Raw genomic sequence first — 1948 nt, 5'->3', positions numbered from 1 at the left:
CCATTTTATCCGGGCATGGCCTCCGGGCCCACCCGTATTGACGGTAACAACGGTAATTTCATTAACCTGATTGTAGAGCACCGCAATGCCGAAAACATCCTGCTTGCCGATGTTGCCGACCCGGGGTATAACACCACCAGTCCGGCCGGTGCTTTATCTGCCGAACTGAACATCGGGGGTACACTGGATTTAGCGGTAAACCGTGCCGATATTATTTTGAATGGTTACAACCTGGCTTTCAGCAATTCCGGAAAAATTGTTAATTATAGTAAAGACCGTATGGTGGTTACCGGCAACAGCCTTGCAGGGCATATGATAAAGGATTATGCAGGCAGCGATGGATTTGTATTTCCGGTAGGGATTGAAGAAGGAGATTATACGCCTGCCACATTAACGCCGGGCAGTGCCGGTAAACTGTTTGTAAGCGTACAGGATTATGCGGGAGCCAACAAAGCGATTAAAGACCCTGCACTGGGCATGGACCGTGTATGGCACATTTATGGATCGCCTTCTCTTACTGCCAATATGATTTTACAGCACAACAGCAACACCAACGGCGCCTTGTTTAAAGATGCAAATGCGGCAATAGCACGGTACTTAAGCGGCGATAAATGGGATATTTTAAAAGGGACGAATCCGGCCATTGGCGTACATACCCGGAATAATGTAGCCATTTCTACCGATATGGCGGCCAACGGAGGCTACTTTACCAAACTGGCCGTTTCGGGTTCTACGTTGTTTATCCCCAATTTATATACCCCCAATGGCGATGGGACGAACGATACTTTTGAGATCCGCGGTTTAGAGTTATTTGCAGAGAATGACCTGGTTATTGTAAACCGGTGGGGCAACGAAGTTTATAAAGCGAGCGGGTACCAGAACAACTGGACCGGTGAGGGTTTAAACGAAGGCACCTATTTTTATGTACTCCGGGTAAAAGAATCAGCGGGCTCATCATGGCAGGTATTTAAAGGCTACATTACTTTGATCAGGGCATTTAAGAAATAAAAATTAACGCTTGGATGCTGAATGGTTAAAATCCTTTAGGTTTTTAGCCAACTCCCATTCCACCAAACCGATAATTAAGATAAGAAATGAAAAAGATATTTATACTCACGATACTCACGATAAACGTATTGCTGGCAAAAGGCCAGCAGGATGCGCAGTTTAGTCAGTATATGTTTAACGGAATTTACATTAACCCGGCCTATGCCGGTTATAAGGAGCAGTTAAACCTGCATGCGTTTTACCGCAACCAGTGGACAGGTATAGAAGGTTCGCCCACCACGATGTCGATTGCGGTTGATGCAATTGCAAACAACGGTAATGTAGGTTTGGCGCTGCAGATTTCGAGTGATAGGATTGGAGCCCAGCGCAACCTTGGCGCTTATGCCAACTACGCTTACCGGATTCCGATGAACGAAGACGGCTCCTCGAGGCTGGCCTTTGGTATAGGGGTTGGTGCGGTACAGCTGGGGATTGACGGCTCTTTGTTAAACCCCAACGATTTTGAGGTCAACCAGCCGGTAGGCATACAGAGCACTATTTTGCCCGATGCCCGTGCAGGGGTATACTTTTCGAACAACCGTTTTTATGCAGGTTTTTCTGCCGATAATTTGGTTTCACAGTATATTGATATTGACCGTTATGCCTTTATAGCACAACCCAAGCCACATTATTATTTAACAGCCGGGATGCTTTTACCTATTAATGAAGACCTTCAGCTTAAACCCTCATTTTTATTAAAAGATGACCGCGGGGGTCCAACCAGTTTAGACATAAACGCGTTTTTAATCCTTGCCGATAAGGTATGGCTTGGAGGTTCTTACCGGACCGGGGTAAAATTATATGATAAGAGTTACCTTCAGAAAGACTTGAGCAACCTGAATTCGGGTGTTGTGGCGGCGCAGTTTTTTGCGAGCAGCAACTTACGGATTGGTTATGCCTA

The 1948-nt window shown here is 46.0% G+C and carries 2 protein-coding genes; both read left to right on the top strand.

Annotated elements, in window-relative coordinates:
• Positions 1-1008: gliding motility-associated C-terminal domain-containing protein (locus R2Q77_RS20980; protein ID WP_316805664.1), on the top strand; the 1008-nt coding region annotated here is incomplete at its 5' end.
• Between the two features lie 86 nt (positions 1009-1094).
• Positions 1095-1948 (top strand): type IX secretion system membrane protein PorP/SprF (locus tag R2Q77_RS20975; RefSeq protein WP_316805663.1); only part of this gene is annotated, 854 nt, incomplete at its 3' end.

The sequence above is a fragment of the Pedobacter nototheniae genome, from assembly GCF_032678625.1.
GTDB lineage: Bacteria > Bacteroidota > Bacteroidia > Sphingobacteriales > Sphingobacteriaceae > Pedobacter > Pedobacter nototheniae_A.
Note: the sequence above shows the minus strand (reverse complement) of the source record. Positions and strands in the feature narration are given on the sequence as shown.